This is a genomic window from Sorangiineae bacterium MSr11367 (assembly GCA_037157805.1).
Classification (GTDB): Bacteria; Myxococcota_A; Polyangia; order Polyangiales; family Polyangiaceae; genus Pendulispora; species Pendulispora rubella.
The window spans coordinates 9,105,884-9,121,249 of the sequence record CP089983.1 but is presented as its reverse complement, the minus strand read 5'-3'; the positions used below and the strand labels follow the sequence as shown (position 1 = coordinate 9,121,249).

Genomic DNA, 15,366 nt, shown 5'->3' with positions numbered 1-15,366 from the left:
AGGCGAGGTGGCCCCGTCGGACGCGGGCTCGGCGAGCTTCGATCGCCATGGCGTCACACCGCCCACTCGACGGGGTAGCCCGCCTGCTCGAGCAATTCGAGAGCGCGAATATCGATCGCGCTCTCGAAAGTCTCCGCCCGTGCAACCTTCACGCTGTCGGTGACGCGGTCGAGCGTGTAGAGCGCCTCGATGCGCTTCGTCGCAACGTTGGGATCAAATCCCGCGGCCGCGACTTTCTCTATGGCGCGCTTGAAGGCGAGGGAATCGAGCCCGGATGCCGTCTTCGGCGGCGGGAAAGGCGAGCCATGTGGCTTCTTCCGCTCTTCGTCCTTCTCCTCGTCGTCCTTCTTACCCCCTTTTTCCTTTTCCTTTTCTTGCTCCTCGGCTGCGGCCGCAATCTTGCGCAGCTCGTCCACATAGGCGTGGGCTGCCGTGCGCCCGAGGAGGTCAGACTGCGCGAGATCGCGCGCGGACGCGCGCTTCTCTTCCCACTCGCGAGCCGCACTGGCGGTCTTCGCAGCTTCGGCGCGCTTCTCCTCGAATTCACGCCGAGCACGCGCGGTCTGTTCTTCGTCCCCTGCTTGTTGCTGCGCGTCGCGTTTGCTCTCGGCGATCTTTGCCTCGAATTCGGCAAAGCGCTGCTCGAGCTCTGCGTCCGACAACTTCGCGAGGTCGATGCCTTGGTCCGCTGCGACTTTGCAGAAAAATTGGAGTTCCGCCTCCTTCTCGAGGCTCTCCGAGGAGGGGGTACCGCCGTCGGCGGCCGTCTTCGTGGTCCCATAAAAGTTCGCCAAGAACTCGTCCATGCTCATCGCGTGGACAGTCGCAGCGGCGTTTGAAGAAATAGAAGAAGGCGCGATGTCGCGAACGGTGTCGCTACATGCGTTTCAAATTCCGTCCGCCACCAGTACCCCGGCCCGCTCCCGCAAGCCCGACCCGCAGGGCCTCATCGGCCAACGAGGCTGCCTTTTCTCGAAGACTCCGGTCATCACGACCTTCATTGCGTCGAGCGCCCTTGCCTCGAAGATGCATCATGACCTTGGCCGTCTTATCCGCGCCGACAAAGACAAAACTGATGTCGAAGAAGTGCGGATAGTCGTTGTACACAAAGACCTTCTGCCCAGTCGGCAAGACAGCGTTCATGTGCTGTCGCGTGTGCTCGCAGTAATCGGCGCGCGTAATCGAAAGTCCCCGAATGCCATTTCCTGAACGTCTCTTGAGCTCGCGATGAACCTGGAGGACCGCTGCACCCGGATCGCGATGCACGGAGACGTCGAAGGATTCCTGCGCTCGGCCGTACGTATCCCAGTCGGTACAAATAGAGCAGAGGTCGAACGGTACCCGGCTCCCCATGCTGACGTCCGGGCATTGTCCACTCTCGAGCCGCTGCCACAGCCCCATTCCACCAAACGCCACGCACTTCGGTCGGTCGATGCGGATGACGAGCTCGACGCGTTTCATGCGATCGTTCCACGCCGCGAGCTCCACTTCGCCGTAACCACGCGTCGGGTCCTTGTTCCTGTGATGCAGGTACGGACACGCCGAATAGAATGTGGGAAACCCGAACGGCCACCCCCGAGCGATTGCACGATCCGCGAGCGGGTCGCCCGCCCAATTTGGCGGGCAGTGCATCAGACCGCGCGCCGGGAAATGGTCACCATTCACATTCGGGCCCCACCACTCCCCCGCCCCCAGGGCGTTGACCAGAACGTAGATCGCGTCCGCGCGGGGCGTGAGGCGCTCGATGAATCGGACTACTTCGCCGAGAAGGGCAGACTCAGCAGTCTTTTCGAAGTACGACTGTGCTTTTCCAAATAGCGGAAATGCTATTTCCCGTCCTCCCCCCCCGCAATGAAGAGATCTCTTCTCAATCACGTTTGAGGGTCGACTTCACGCCCGCTTCAAGCCCCCGCGCCATGGCGTCGTGAAGGGGGGAAGGCATCTTGTCGCGAAGCGACAGCGCATCGGTCAGGATCCCGCCGGGCAACGGACTATCGACGAGACGGCGCATGTACGACCCGCTGACGACCGGGTCCCGCGCAAAAGCCGGATTAAACGTCCGAAGCGAGGAATACAGGACGTTGAAGCGGCGCGGGTCGTTGTCGTGATGCGCTTGGAGATCGGGATTTTCGTCGAGCATCCGCCGAAAGTCGCGTGCCTTGGTGGCCGCGTCGAAGATCTTCGCCGCGGCGAGGGTGATCGCCGCCGCCCCGACGGTCCCCGCCGCGCCGGCGGCGGCGCCCTCCAATGCTCGCCCCATCGAGCCGGCAACCCGCCCCGCTCGATCGCCCCATCCGGAGGATTCCTTGAGAAACACGCGCACGGGCGTCTCAGATGCCATTTTCAATCTCCCAGGCGTGCTGCATCTGCTGCGTCGTCCCCGGGATATTGCGTAGGACGACATTCCCTGCGCTGCGCACGGCGCGCGCGGCGGGGCTCGGGCTGTGTTTGAGATGCGTGTAGGCTTCATTCGCGCCCAGGGCGAGGCCAACGTTGTGCGCGTTCTCGAGGACCTTTCTCGTCGCGAACTCCGCGCCGCCACCGAAAGCCTTCCCAACGAATGGACTCACCGCGTCCGCCACCGCCTCGGAACCACGCGCCGCAGCTCGGTAGGCAGACCCCATGACGGCGGCCTTCTTGACGAACGCGCTGATCGTTTCAAAGGCATGGCCGATTTCGGCTCGCGCACCACGAAGATGGGCAAGCTTCTGAAGGGCGTCGCTGAACTCCGCGAAGGTTGCTACGAGCGGATGCTCCCGGTTTACGACGCGATTCGACGCAGTCTTGTCGGCCGAGTTCAGCAAGTCGTCAGGAGAGAACACACCGTCGCGCACCAAGCGGGGCGCGACCAACTGGAACGCGGGGTCGATCCCCTCCCGCGACACGCTCGCCCACGCCTCGGCGATGTGCCCAAGCGGAACTCCGGATAGAGCGGCCTGCTTCACGTGTGCATAGAGCTGTTCGCCCAGATCGCGGTACATCCCCTCGAGTCCCCCAATCTGGGCCAGCACGTGCTCGTCGGCCGACGCGAGCTTGTCCCGCAGCTCGATGGCGTCCCCCAGTGGCCTTTCGAATGGGATAGACCCGCCATCGGTCCCGAATGCCGCCTTGAGTGTGCCTTCCCAAAGGGCCTCCCCCGAAAGACGGTCCGGCGGAGGCAAAACGTAATCGGAGAGCTCCGCTGCGGCGGCATCGACCGTCGATGCGACCTTCGCCGCATTCAGCTGCCGGACGATCGCATCAGGATCCGCGGGCCCGTTGGCGAAATCGACGACCCGACTTTCGGCGCCGCTCTTGTGAAACTGCGTCAAGAACGCGTCGATGTTCGCATGCTCGCATACGCGCCGGACGTGTTCGGGCGACAGCGCGGCATCTTTGACGATCTCGATCACCGCGTCCGCGAGCGAGGCCTGATCTCCGCGTTGAAAGGACCGTGCGGCCTGTTTGCCGAGCACCTCAAGGTCCTCCGCGCCGATGTGCCGCCGAGCGGGAGCGCTCTCGACGCCTTGCAAAAGCCCCAAAGGATCCGACATCGTCCCTGGGCTACCATGGCCGCCCAAAACATCGGAAGCAGCTGGGTCTCCGTCGAGGAAGCCACGGCCATGCTCAATCTGTCCGAAAACGGACTGCGTGGTTGGGTGCGCAAAGGCATTGTCCAGGTTCGCTATGAAGGCCGAAAACCGTACTTTCCGTTGGAGGAGATCTCGGCGCTCGCCGCCCTTCGCGGAACAAGGACCGACGTCGCCACCGGCATTCTGTTGGCCCAGCAAGCGCTCGCGACAACCCGGCGACTTGCCGACGAGGTCCGCGAGCTCCGCACTCTGGCAGGGCTGACGCGAAGACCACTCGACATGACGATCGAGGCCGCCTGCGAGCTCTCGAGCCAGGCCGAAGCCGCGATCCAAGAGGACGGCCCGATACCGGAGCGTGAACTTCGCGCGTGGGCTGACCGATTCCTGGACCTTGATGAGGCCTATCTCGGGTGGATCGCACAGGTCCTCCATTGCAATGAGCCTTGGAAGGTGTTTCTGGACCTCGGGGCGAGGCTCTCCGCACGCGCCGAGGTGTCCATGCGCCCCCGAGGTGGCGCGGAGGAGGGGCGGCTACATGCATGGGTCCACCTTGCACTCGCGCGCGACCACCTTCGGCGCGTGGCCTATTTCTACTGCCGCCAGAAATACGGCATTCGAGTCGCGCACCGTATGGTGGGCGACGATCTCGCCGAGCGCCTCCTTCGGCTCGCCGCGCACACGACGAAACCGGCCCGCCGCAAACGAGCGCGACGCCGTTCCCGCCCTCAACCCTGATACACGGGCCCGCTGTACGACGACCGCACCGCACCTCGATTTCGGTCCTCGCGCAGGGGCGCGATGATGTCGGGCCTTGGGACCAGAATCATCGATGCCAGAAAGCAATATAGGATCGCGTGAAAGGAATCGTCCGGTTTATCCGGCCGGTGCGAGTACTGCGTCATGCGCTGCGACACATTGTATTCGCTATAAATATTCAGCATATCTTGTGCGAACGGCTCCTTGAATTCGGGCCACCGCGGAAACTCAAATTGCTGCCGCTTGATCGCGTTGAAGATGTCCGACATCACCTCGGTACGCGAAACTTTCCAGCGTCGCAGCTTGGGATCGTGCTCCACCTTGCGCCGCATGCGCCCAAAATATTGGTACTTTTGGATGCGCTGCGGCCCAAACTTGCGCACGAGCTGGTCATTTCGGTCGAACCCCCCTCCATAATCCGTCCCGCAAATCGCGACGCGAAAGTAGAGGAGCATTTCAATAATCTTCACCATCTGAACGGGAGGATCGACCTCATCACGGTCAAATCGATGGAGGTAGAAAATGCGAAAGCGGGTCGTAATATAGGTACCCAATGCAAGCACGGTGAAGGAGTTCTCGCCCGTCCCCCAATCAATGCCAGCAACGATGGCCTGACCGGCCGATAAAGCACGGTACGTTTCGAGCGCCTCGGATGACATCCGAACGTCAGCGCAGCACGAGAGCATCAGATCCGCACTGGTGAGCGGGCGAAGCCCCGAATCGAACGAGACCCCCAAAACCTCGTTGTAAAATTTATCTCTCGGATATCGTTTGTAGTCTAATAGAATCTCGGCCCACGATTTCCATGGCACCATCAACTGCGGGATTCGAAAGCTCTCGAACGGAGCATCGGCCACCATGTTCGCCCACTGGGCGGCCGCATGCATGGGGTCGATCCGCCCGCCGCATCTCTCGCATATCAGGCCCTTCTTTCCAATATTCTTCTCGCCGAGGATATTCCAGTAACGCCCGCCCTCACCCCCATGGGCGTCGCAGGGGACGACCCATTCACCCTGAGTCGAGTGTTGCGCGCGGTAGTATTCGATCACATTGTCGAGACTCTTCGGCGTACCTGCATATACGTAAGCTTTCCATCGCTCGGGCGCGTGACTCGTGCACTGCTCGATGATCGGAATATTATCTGGCAATAGGTCTTGAAATTCATCGAGAAGAAGGCGCCAAGCCGGGATTCCGCGGGTCCTGTCGGCGTTGAGAAACGCGTATCTCAGCGTAATCTTGCTGAGATTCTTGAATTGCTTCTCGAAAACATTTTGCGCCAGCGCGGAACTGACGAACATCCGAAGGACTTCGCTCGTCTGCATCGGTTCCTTGATGCGGTCGACCGAAAATGTCTTCGTTTGCGTCGCCGACGGGCTGACGTACAGCGTTCGATGTCCGGCAACCAAGCATGAATGCGTGATGGCCGAATTGCCAAGAAGCGTACTTTTCTCGACCTGGCGCGCGCAAAAGAGAAGGATGCGGCGTGAAGGCGAGTCGTAAATGCGCCGCATGTGGCGCCTGCCTGCAAACGAAAACGGCTCGTACCCGAGGCCGTCCTCGCGCGGCATGCGGAACGCGAACGCGGCAAAGTCCGACGGCCGAATTCGCGAGACGTGGGAGACGTCACGTGCCTTGGGCGGGGCATTGAACGCTTCGTCGAAGGGCTCGGGCTCCGAAATCCACGCCGCCGCGTCTTCGTCCTCGAGGGTGGTCGGAGTCGACGCTGCGTCCTGGTCTTCGCGGCTCAATGAGCCACGAAACTAGGAGCGGGCTGCAGTGAATCCCCAGAGAGCCTCGAGGATACCGCACATGCTCATCATCTGGGACGCCTGGGGAGCGGGATCCGGGCCGACCGCGCGTCATTCGAGCGAGGTCCGCAAACGCTTTCGCGCGCGGTGAAGCCGGGAGCGGACGGCACTTTCGGTGAGCGCCAGATGTTCCGCGGTCTCCTGCAAACCGAGGCCCAGAATGTGATGGGCGACGAGAACGCCGCGATCGCTGTCGCATAGGTCGGCGAGTGCGCGACGCACATCCTGCCCGGGGCTCGCCGCGACGAAGGGGGCGTGGTCGGACGGACGCTTCGAAGCGGAGAGCGCCTCGAGCTCGTGGACTTCGAGGCCCGTCACAAAGCGTTCACGCAAGCGGCGCTCGGATCGCAAACGCATGAGCGCCTCGTTGGCCGTGAGGCGAAAGAGCCAGGTAGAGAACGCCGAGTCGCCGCGAAAGGAGTGGATGCACCGGACCACGCGCAGAAGGGTGACTTGCAGCACGTCGCGGCGGTCCTCCTCGAGCAAGGGGAAGCGACGAAGGTGCCGGTCGACATGCGGCGCGAGTGTCCGAACGAGCATGTCGAGCGCGCTTCGTTCGCCGGCTACGGCGCGCGCGATGACCGAAGGATCGAGGTGCGGCACCTTCGGCGTTGTCGAACCGGGCAACGGCGAGGGGGCCGAGTAGGCAGTACCTCCCACGCTAGCCAATGGGGGGAGTCGGCGTGGCCTCGAGGGCGGCGAGCGCGGCGCGAATCGCGTGCCGCGTTTGCGGCCCGACGACGCCGTCGACCACGCAATGGTGCTCGGGTACCGATTGGAAGTTTCGCACAGCCGTCTTGAGCTTGTCGGCGGGCCAGAAACCGAGACGACCGAGCGCCGACGCGATCTCGCATTCGGTCGCCAGGCACGGAGGCCGGTACCCGTCGACGAGGGACTCGAGGTTGCGCCGATAGGCGTCCAGGTTGCCCGAGAAGTATCCGCGGGACTTCAGGCCTTCGGCGTAGCCGACAACGTCCCCTTGGCGCGCGCACTCCAATGCCGAGACGTATCGACGTGCGAGCAGCGCCACGAACCCCTGAGCGCCTTCGTCGAGGGTTCGGTACGCGGCAAAGGCGCACGCAGGATGGTTGGGAAGGAAGCGGAGGGTCATCATCGGGCCGCCGTCGTCGGCGGCGAGCTCGCAGGGCGCGCCGGGGCTTGAGCGCGCAAGCGCGGCGTTTGCGTCTTTGCGCGGCAGAACTTCCAGCGTTGCCGCGTAGGTGTACAGCTCGGCGCCGTCCGCCTTGACGCCCCCGACGTTCCAGTTCTTGGACTTTCGGCCGTGGTCGGTCTCGATCGCGGACTGCGCGAGAAGAAGGCTGACGCCTTCGGCGTTTGGCTCCGTGCCGTCCAACTCGGACCACGCGCGCGAAAGGGCGGTTCGAAGGGATTCGTGATCGATGGGCGTGGTCCGAGGCGCCACGTACTCGCCGCGGGGCGCCACTATCGCACCAACGGCGGCACCGGGCCGCGCTGCGGGAGGGGATTGCGAGTCGGCGGCGTCGCCCTGTACGGCTTCTTGCGCTTGGTCCCGAAGTAGCCAAGCCAATGGTCGACGCCATCGTCCACGTAGCCTTCGAGGGCATCCCGTTGCTCATCGGGAGCACTCCAGCTGGATAGGATTTGGCTGCCGACCCGAGCCGCATCTTCGGCTCGGTCGGCGTGAACCTGAAACTGAGGAGGCATCCATTCGATCGCGGGGCTAACGAGGCAGGGGACGCCCTCGGCGACGGCATCTGCGGACGTGATGTTGAAGGTCTCGGTGGCGCTAAGTTGGATGTGGAGATCGCAGTGGCCAATGGTGTGGCGGAACTGTCCCCACGGTTGCCAGGGGATTTCTTTGAGATGCGCCCAGGGCAGGCCGGCGAACATCGCGCGAAGGGCGTCGAGCACGCCCTTGCCGTTCTCGACGCGTTCCACGCTGATGAGAAACTCGAGATCGCAATTGCGGTCGCGCGCGATGAGCATCGCCGCCGTCGCGTCGGCCGTGCGCATTTTGAGCAATCGGAGTGCGCCAAAACTCCCAATGCGGAGCAATCGGTGGTCGTGCGCGGTGGGGCGGCGGCGCCGCGGGCGCTCGAAGTCGTACAGGTTCGGGAGGTAAAGGCATCGGCCGGCGTAGCCTTGCTCCAACACGTGCTGAAGATGTTTGGTGTTGGCGGCGATATCGAAATTGGGGACGCTGTACTCGAGAATGAGTCCCTGGCGGATATCGCGAATCGCTCCCGCCTCCACCTGCAAAAATGACATGTTCGAGTGCGAGCGCACCGCGAACCGAACGTTCCGGAACTCGCCGAGCAGGCGCTCGAGCTCGGGGATAGGCACCCATGGAGCCTCGATGACCACGTGCGAGCAGGCCGGGTGCGCGCGCAAGCGGTCTCGAATTTGTGCCGGCGTCCAAACGCCGTAGGGGTGGATATCAACGCCGTGTTCACGAAGGACATTCGTGGTGTGGAGTGCTCCGACCCCGAGGCCTATATGGCACTGGCAATCCGGGTTTTCCTGGGAATTGAAATTGCGATAGAAGAGCAGAACGTGGGGGCGCGCCATGGCCCGTGGATACGGGCCACCATTTCCCTATAGGAAGGGCGCGCACATGCCGAGCCACATCGCCAAAGAGCACGGAGCGTGGTGAAACGCGCCCTGCGATGACTGCGACAGCGAGCCCTCGCCGGGTGCGTGGGCCGACACGTCTTGACTGGCTCGCGTCGCGCTATCCCCCGTGAAGGCGGGGGGAGGTCCAGCGCAAGGGCTCGGCGGCGACCATACGAGCCTGCTGGAGGTACCACCGCCAGAAGTCGCGACGGCGGTCGGCCAATCCCGCTTGCTCCCAAGGCGCGCCCTCGGCCGCTGCGATCGACGCCGCAAAGGCTGCGTCCCAGCCCCAGGGGTCGAGCTCATCGTCAGCCTTGCAGTGCGCGTATTCGGGATCGAGTCCGCGCTCGAAGATCGGGGTCTTAAGCGCGATAACCGCTGCTTGGCCCACGGAGGTGACGGAATCCTCCAAAGGATACTCACCCTCCAGGGTGGCAAAAAAATCATCCGCCAACGCGATGGCGTCATCCCGCCCGAGACGACCCTCGATGTACTCCCCAACGCTGGAGAGCAGCTTCTCGGGTGTCGTCTCATTCGGCCACTTGCTGCGCCACAGCGGAAGTACACGCGCGACCGCAGCGCTTGCAAGCGACGAGCGTCGGATGGCGCCCTCGCCAACGAGGACCAGGTTGCCTTGCCGCTCCACCGGTCCCAGGGCGAGCCATATTTGTCGGCGATGCTGCAGTGGGAGGGCTCCATCGGACGCAGCGCGCAGCGCTGCCTCGCCGGCGGCTACAGCCTCTTCAAGTTCGGCAGGGTTCATGGCGACAATCCTCGTTCGTCAGAAGGGTTTGAATTTGGGGTCGGTGGTGGTTGTACCATCGGGGTGGTGCATGGTGACCGTTCCGTCCGGATTGAACACGCGAGTCATTTTGGGATCCGTGACCACCTGCGGCTTGCCCATGTACTGGGCTTGCTGGCGGAAGAACTTTTGGCAGTCGGGGCACATCGGATGGGTCACGCCGAGCGGGGCACCCGGCTCCGCTACGGCCTGCTGTTTCTCAGCATGGCTTGCAAAGTATCGGCCGTGCTCACCATGATCGTTGGCGCCGCCGTTCGTCAGCGTATGGCCATTCTTGTCGCATTGTTTCCGGACGTCGTCGGTGCTCACATTCTTAACACCGCTCCCATCCTCATGCTTCCATCCGCTCTTGGTAAGGTCGGCTTCCGGCCCGTCCGCGGAGAAGCACTTGTCTTCGTTTCGGTCTTTCTTTGCCTGCGTGGCTCGCTGCTCCGCCAATCGTGATGCGGCGATCCTCTGCTGCAGATCATCCTCGGCGGGCAGAGCTTTCTCCTTGTTGGTCGACTCTCGTTTCGGTCTACCCTCCTCGTCTTCCTCCCCCGGTTTACCGTCTTTGCAGCCAAGGCCTCGGACGTCGACATCACGGAGCGGATTGCTTTCGGCGGCGTACGCATGCAGGTTGAAGCCACCGCGAATGCCGTCCGGATCGGTTTCGATAAACCGGCCCAACTCCGGTGAGTAGTACCGGAAACGGCAATACTGGAGCCCTGTCGCCGCATCAAAGTAGTGGCCCGCCCACCGTAGCGGCTGGTGGAAGTCGGCTCCGACCTCCACGTGCGCTGTTCCATAGGCCTCATAGCGCGCGCGCCAGACGACGTTTCCGCCATCGTCCTGAATCATCTCGGGCGCACCCAAGTGGTTCGCGAATACGAAATATCGGACACCGTCTTTCGGGTCTGCATGGCGGTCCGGGTAGTCGACAAACATGAGCGGCACGAGCGCCACCTCATCGGCGTACACGAAGACGCGCGTCATCCCTCCAGGAAGGACCTCCGCCGCGAGGCGATCGCCGTCCCAGAAGAAGGTCGTGCACTGCCCGTTGAAGTTGGTCTCGATGCGTCGTGAAAGAACATCGTATCGTGCCGTCCAACGTCCCCAGCCTGCGCCGTGGACGAGTACCAATTGATCAAGGGCGTCGCGACACAAATGCACGGCACCCGTCGGCGCACGACGCGTGCACATGTGTCCGCGATGATCGTATTCGAAGTCCGAGCCGTTTGCGCTGAGAAGACGATGGCGGTGTGTGTTGACGCTCTGAAGGCCGGGCGCGGCCACGAGGTCTCCGCCTGGGCTGTGAGTGAAGGTCCGTTTCACGCCCGATGGCAAGATCTCGGTGTCCAGACGATGCGCCGCATCGTAGGTGTATCGCGTGACACCTCGCGCGCTGTCTCGGATGGCCAGGACATCGGCCTCCCCCGAGCGATCAAAGTACCGCTCCCACCGTTTGTTCTCGTCGAAGTAGACAAGCTTGGCGAGGCAATGTCCGTGAGGATGAAACTGGGTGATTTCGGAGGCGCCGTTCGACATTTTTCGCCGAACGATTCCACCCCGGCAGCGGTGGATCTGGTGGCGTGCACCCGTTGGATCCACGATCTCGCACCGGTCCCGAAATCTCCACGCGTAGGTGGATACAAAACGGTCAAGCACGCGCACTTCGCCGAGGCGAGCGCCCTCAAACCGCCGCTGCACGCCCATCCCGTTGCGCGTGTCCAGGAGTCGCCGCCCCTCGTGATCCTGCGCGAAGGCGTACTGGTCTTGTCGGCCGTCCGCCGTCTCCACCCTCGCGGACCGGAGACGGCGAGCCGCGCTGTAGGTGAGATGGTGCGTCTCGCCGCTTGCAACGGACAGTGTGACCTTTCGGCCTTCGTCTTCGCGTTTCCAGCGAAGAAGCCAGTTGCCGAGTGCGTCGACCTTCTCTTCGAGCTCGTCGTCGGAGCCGTACGCGTACGTCTCGCGCACGCGACCGTCTCGTTGGACACCCACAAGGCGGTTTCGCAAGTCCCATGCGTATTCGCTCGTGACGCCGCTCGGATCGACGACCCGAAGCAATTCCTCGCGACGCGAATGCAGGAGCTCGGTGACGGCGCCAAGTGGGTCGGTGATCTCGCGCAGATGATTCCAAGACGCGCGCGTGAAGCGCCAGCTCCCGCCGTCGAAATCCGTGAAGCGCGAGGGAAGGCCATTGGCGTCGTAGCTCCAGGAGCGGCGGGAGCCGTCGGCGCGCTGGATCCAGAGCCGAAGTCCGTTCACGTCGCGCACGGTTGACTCGCTCCACCGCTCGGAAATGTCGAGGAAGGGGTCGCCCGATGAGGGAGGCGAAAGTGCGCTGACTGCGAAGCGCGGCAGGCCGTCGAGCTCCATGTAACGGCGTATCGGAAGACCGTGGGTCGCCGGCACGATTCCGCCGTACTCCCACTCGCGCGCCGTCGACGCGACGCGGTGGCCGGGCTCCGCGGGCGACTTTCCCAGCGGCCAGACCTGTCCCTTGGCGTCGCGGCGGGCGACCGCCTTTCCGTTCGGATCGCGAAGCGTGACGAGGGTTCGACCTGCGGGATCGGTCTCTTCAAGCAAGCGCTGCTCGGCATCGAGGACGCGCTGATGCTCACCGCCATATGGGTCGACAATGCGCTCCAGGAAACCGCTCGTGTGCTCGTAGACCCAGGGGCCACCGTCGGCTCGTACGAGGGTTGTTACGCCCGGGAGGTATTCGAGCCGGACTTCGTCAACGCCGTCTTCGCCGCCGGAGTGAATGCAGCGGCCCGTCGAATCGTATTCGTAGACAAATGCATATCCACGTTGATCCAGGCGGCGCGACAGGCGCGTCTGCGCGTCGTACTCGAAGACGAAGGAATGGCGATACGCATCGACACCGCCCACCAAGCGACCATGGGGGTCGTACTGGTAGGCAACGAGGGTGCGCTGCGGGGCAGTCGGATCGCTCGCGATCGGCGGGACCAGCACCAATGACGCGACATGCGGGGTTGGTGCAACTCGCCCATGGGGGTCGGGCAAATAAACCCATTCGACGCGAATCGTGCGTGCTAGACAATCCGTGCAATAAGCGAGTAGGCCGGCATCGTCGTAATAGAGCTTGGTCGTGCCTTCGGGACGCGATACGGCGGCAAGGCGCGCCGGCTGCGATGTTCGAAAGAACTCGAACTCCAGCACGTCGCCGTCCGGCTGGTGCAGCCGAAACCAATTGGCGGTCACGCGTTCAAGGACGTGTCCGCGCCGCGCCGAGCGCGCCCCATCGCTCATCAAGAGCGGAAACGCGACGCTCGTGCCGTCGAATCCCGTGTAGCGGATGCCATTGTCGATCGAAACGCGAAGGCTGCAATCGAAACCATGGGTATGGCCCCAACCGATTCCGCGGTCCCGGTCGTGGTTCGCGCTGCTGTAGTGCCGTCGAAATGCAAACGGTGTGGGCGCCTCGAGCCACACATCCCTCGTCGTATCGACCACCGCTCCGGTGATGACGTCGACGCTCACGGTGCTTTGCCCGTGGGGCAGGTTGTGCAGCCAACCGTACCCTCCTTGTCATCGTCTTTGGCCTCGGGCTTGTTGGGCTTGCGGCGCTTCATCAGCTTCTCGAGCAACAACATGACGGGGTCGGGAAAGTTGATCATTTGGAAGCCACCCACGAGCACCGTGGGCATTCCGACCATCATGACGCCCATCGACGGAGGGACCGCGGCGTCCTTGCCCATCGCCGCGGCGAGCGCTTGTGCGGCCGTGTCGACGGCCAGCGCCGCGGCGTCGAACCCCGCCGCCATCGCCGAGGCAGCCGCCATCTCCGGCCCGCCGACGCCCTCGGCCGCATCCATGGCATCGGCGGCCACGCCGGCCGCGCCAACGGCAGCGCCGGCGATCATCATCGCGCGTGCGAGTCCCCGGATGGGACCCCCTGTACTCGGGAGGCACGCCTTCGCGAGGTCCCCCATCCGCGCGGCGCGCATACCCGCGAAGAAGACATTGCTGCTTCCCATGAATATTTCGAACATCGGCATGATGCCGCAGCACGTGACGGCGAGGCCGAGATCTCCCGCGCGCGCCGCGGGCAATTCACATATGGCGACCTTGGGGGTGCAGCCAAGGAGCACGGGACCAAGACTGGGGAGTGGAACCGGCGCCGGCGTGGCAGGCGGCGTGAAGCTCGGTGGGTGAAGATGACCATGCGGCGGCCCCACGTAGAGGCAACCCAACGTGACCGCCGGCAATGAGGGATAGAGGGCGGCGAGGGGCGCGGTGACCATCGCGAAACCCGTGTTCATGAGCTCCAAAGGCAATCCGAGTAGACCCATCAGCCCGCCCGCCGCCTCCGCGAGCTTGCGGACGGGGTTCGGGGGTGGCGGAGGGGCTTCGCCCGGGGCGGGGGATGGCCCGCGGTCCGCTTGCGATTGGTAGCGCAGAGGCGAAACGGCATTGCTCACGACTTCTCCGAGCGCGGCGCCGTACAATCCGGGGTCGACCGCGTTTCGGGCGGCGTCGGTAACCGCCGCCACATGATCGGTCTCCCTCACATCGTCGACCGCCAGGGAGAGCGCTTGGATAACCGGATCGTCGCTCATGATCGGCTCCCGGATGGCCCGAGATTTCGGAGCTCCGCCTCGATAGCGTCGCGGCGATCGGTGGCGCCGACCTTGTCGTACGCCGCGCGCTGCCGCTCGAGGAGGGCGCGCAAGTGCTCCTCCGCCTGCACGGCGCGCGCGAGCGCGGTCCCTTCATCCCACGCCATTGCGGCTTCGGGGTACTGGGCGAGTTCGTAGTGGCACGCGCCGATGTTCTCGATGCACTGGATCTTCACGTGAACGTTGCGCATCGAATGGGCAATATCGCGGGCGCGCTCGTAGTACGAACCAGCCTCCGACCATCGTCGTTGCGATAGATAGAGATTACCCAAGTTCAAGCTCACGTTGAGCAGCACGGGGGCGGCATCCACGCGTCCGGGGTCGCTTTCCTGGCCCAAACGATACAGCGCCGGCGTCAGGGCGGATTCAAAGTGCCGTCGTGCCGACTCGGCGTCCCCGCCGCGCGCATAGACTTCGCCCATACCATTGATGGCCAGGGCATGCAGGGCATGTTGGTGCGTCTTTGCGTAGTAGCGGCTGGCCAGGCGATATTTCTCGAGGGCGGCTGGCAGGCGCGCGTGCGCGTAGTCGATGCCCGCGAGTGTGAGCACGGCCTGGACCCGTTCGTCGAGCGGGAGGTTTTTGTTGGCCGCCTCGTCTTCGAGGGCCTTTCGGATATCGTCGGGACCGAGTGGGGGCGCGCACCAATCCGCCGCATGCATCACGCTCGCAACATCGCGGAGCGCGGGCCGCGCGACGTCATCGCGGACCAGAACGCGCATGTGATGAAACCACACGGGGAACTCGTGCGTCATGAGCTCGAGCACGAACGCCCGATACCCGGCCGGATCGGCAATACTTGCCGGGAACAGGACCCATACGAGGTGCATCGTCTCGAGATCGGGAATCAGGTCGCGCGCGTACAGCATCAGCGCCCGCATCCGCTGTACCGGCGGGTTGGAGCGATCGCTGGCTTCGCGCGGAAGGTCCGGCCAAGGGGGCTTGGCTTCTTTGGCGAGGGCTTTGTTGGCCAGTTCGCGCCGGACGTAGACGCGATACGCGACGGCATCCACAAACGTGATGGCATTGCCGAAGTCATCGGCAAAGGCCCAATGCACATCCGCGCCTTCCTGATCGATCGTGTCGAGCATCTTGATCAGGAGGCCATTCGAAGCGTCGTTGGCTTCGACGACCAGAAGCCCTTTGTCGTCTTGCTCGACGAAGCCGCGCAAGCGGCCCACGAGATCGTGGATTAACGCTTTCAT

General features: G+C 63.6%; 13 protein-coding genes. 1 reads left to right on the top strand and 12 read right to left on the bottom strand.

The features are described from left to right. Positions 1 to 53 precede the first annotated feature (53 nt). From LVJ94_34875 to LVJ94_34860, 4 genes are all read right to left on the bottom strand, one after another. Positions 54 to 812 (bottom strand): hypothetical protein, encoded by a 759-nt coding sequence (locus tag LVJ94_34875; GenBank protein WXB02085.1) that lies wholly within the window; start codon positions 810 to 812, stop codon positions 54 to 56. A 64-nt stretch (positions 813 to 876) separates the two neighbouring features. After that, the gene (locus tag LVJ94_34870) at positions 877 to 1,875 is read right to left on the bottom strand and encodes a hypothetical protein (GenBank protein ID WXB02084.1); all 999 of its coding nucleotides are present in this window, start codon (positions 1,873 to 1,875) and stop codon (positions 877 to 879) included. Continuing rightward, positions 1,868 to 2,341: a hypothetical protein gene (locus LVJ94_34865; GenBank protein ID WXB02083.1), complete on the bottom strand. Its 474-nt coding sequence runs from the start codon at positions 2,339 to 2,341 to the stop codon at positions 1,868 to 1,870. The genes LVJ94_34870 and LVJ94_34865 overlap by 8 nt, the downstream gene beginning before the upstream one ends. Beyond that, positions 2,331 to 3,533, bottom strand: coding sequence for a hypothetical protein (locus LVJ94_34860; GenBank protein ID WXB02082.1), 1,203 nt, complete (start codon positions 3,531 to 3,533; stop codon positions 2,331 to 2,333). Before LVJ94_34860 ends, LVJ94_34865 begins: the two co-directional genes overlap by 11 nt. A 15-nt stretch (positions 3,534 to 3,548) precedes the next feature. On the opposite strand from LVJ94_34860, the gene LVJ94_34855 reads away from it, so the two are divergent. Further along, a complete protein-coding gene (locus tag LVJ94_34855) occupies positions 3,549 to 4,307 on the top strand; it encodes a helix-turn-helix domain-containing protein (protein WXB02081.1) in 759 nt (252 codons plus the stop codon). On the opposite strand, the gene LVJ94_34850 is transcribed toward LVJ94_34855, so the two are convergent. The 8 genes from LVJ94_34850 to LVJ94_34815 form a co-directional block, all read right to left on the bottom strand. Further along, positions 4,298 to 5,896 (bottom strand): phage terminase large subunit family protein, encoded by a 1,599-nt coding sequence (locus tag LVJ94_34850; GenBank protein WXB02080.1) that lies wholly within the window; start codon positions 5,894 to 5,896, stop codon positions 4,298 to 4,300. The genes LVJ94_34855 and LVJ94_34850 overlap by 10 nt on opposite strands. Positions 5,897 to 6,187: 291 nt before the next feature. Further along, on the bottom strand, positions 6,188 to 6,763 hold the full coding sequence (locus LVJ94_34845) for a sigma-70 family RNA polymerase sigma factor (GenBank protein ID WXB02079.1): 576 nt from the start codon (positions 6,761 to 6,763) through the stop codon (positions 6,188 to 6,190). Between the two features lie 34 nt (positions 6,764 to 6,797). Further along, on the bottom strand, positions 6,798 to 7,580 hold the full coding sequence (locus LVJ94_34840) for a hypothetical protein (GenBank protein WXB02078.1): 783 nt from the start codon (positions 7,578 to 7,580) through the stop codon (positions 6,798 to 6,800). After that, positions 7,580 to 8,686: a hypothetical protein gene (locus tag LVJ94_34835; GenBank protein WXB02077.1), complete on the bottom strand. Its 1,107-nt coding sequence runs from the start codon at positions 8,684 to 8,686 to the stop codon at positions 7,580 to 7,582. Before LVJ94_34835 ends, LVJ94_34840 begins: the two co-directional genes overlap by 1 nt. Positions 8,687 to 8,849: 163 nt before the next feature. Continuing rightward, positions 8,850 to 9,494, bottom strand: a complete 645-nt coding sequence (locus LVJ94_34830; protein WXB02076.1) for an immunity protein Imm5 — start codon at positions 9,492 to 9,494, stop codon at positions 8,850 to 8,852. An 18-nt stretch (positions 9,495 to 9,512) separates the two neighbouring features. After that, positions 9,513 to 13,022, bottom strand: a complete 3,510-nt coding sequence (locus LVJ94_34825; GenBank protein ID WXB02075.1) for a DUF6531 domain-containing protein — start codon at positions 13,020 to 13,022, stop codon at positions 9,513 to 9,515. Continuing rightward, entirely contained in the window at positions 13,019 to 14,101 is a 1,083-nt protein-coding gene (locus tag LVJ94_34820) for a PAAR domain-containing protein (protein ID WXB02074.1), read from the bottom strand. The genes LVJ94_34825 and LVJ94_34820 overlap by 4 nt, the downstream gene beginning before the upstream one ends. Beyond that, positions 14,098 to 15,366, bottom strand: a complete 1,269-nt coding sequence (locus LVJ94_34815; protein ID WXB02073.1) for a tetratricopeptide repeat protein — start codon at positions 15,364 to 15,366, stop codon at positions 14,098 to 14,100. The genes LVJ94_34820 and LVJ94_34815 overlap by 4 nt, the downstream gene beginning before the upstream one ends.